Consider the following 985-nt stretch of genomic DNA (forward strand, 5'->3'; position numbering starts at 1 on the left):
CCCGTGCCGCCGACGACGGTGTTCACCGATCCACCGATCTCGTGTTTCTGGTTGCCGGAGACTTCCACCGCCCGGTTGCCGCCGATGGAAGCCACCTCATGCCGGTCGATGCGCTTGGTGCGGTCGTTCAGCACCCGTGTCGTCTGGTCCTTCTGGGCATGGAAGAACTGGTTCTCGCGGCCCGCCTCATCCTCGAAGCTGATCTCGTTGAAGCCATCGCCCTTGTGGGTGTTGGAGCGCAGCACCATGCGCGTCTTGTTGGCGGGCAGATCATAGGGCACGGCGTTTGCCGGGTTTGGCACGACGCCGATGACCAGCGGACGATCCGGATCGCCATCGACGAAGGCGACCATCACCTCCATGCCGATGCGCGGAATGACCTGGGCACCGTAAGTGCCGCCACCCCAGCTTTGCGCCACGCGCACCCAGCAGGTGTCGGAGCCGTCTTTCTTCGCCCGTCTGTCCCACGGAAACCACAGCTTGATGCGGCCATATTGATCCGGGTGGATCTCCTCGCCTGAAGGGCCTGCGACGATGGCAACCTGCGTGCCTTCGATCCTCGGGCGCTTCGTCTGACGATGCGGGGTCAGCGGCACGCGCGAGGGAAGCGCCTCGAAGCTGTTTTTGTATTCCGGTGTATCGGTGGAGGTCTCATAGGAGCGATCCACCACCTCATGGCGGATTGCGACCACCACATGCTCTTCGTAAGTATGATCGGGATGGGCGACCTCGTAAGGGGTAAACCGGCGGCCCGCCTCCAGAATGCGCACCGTGGAGGCACCGTGAACACGCTCATGATCGGCTTCGGTTGCCTGAACCCTGAGCTTCTCGGCGCGCTCAGCCTCTGCCACCGAGGAGATACGGGCGGGATATTCGTAGAGCTCCCGGCTGATCGCATCCGGCATCTGGATCAGCGAGGGCGTCTCTGCCCGCGGCACCATGGACGGCGTCTCGAAGTTCCAGTCGCCGCCGGAGCGCTTGCCGG

General features: G+C 63.8%; 1 protein-coding gene. It reads right to left on the bottom strand.

Translation table 11 applies throughout. From position 1 onward, the window contains the following. The coding region (gene tssI / locus E8M78_RS18390) for a type VI secretion system tip protein TssI/VgrG (protein ID WP_137136438.1) at positions 1 to 985 on the bottom strand (985 nt) is incomplete at both ends.

The organism is Rhizobium sp. FKY42 (assembly GCF_005222835.1).
In the GTDB taxonomy this organism is placed as follows: domain Bacteria; phylum Pseudomonadota; class Alphaproteobacteria; order Rhizobiales; family Rhizobiaceae; genus Neorhizobium.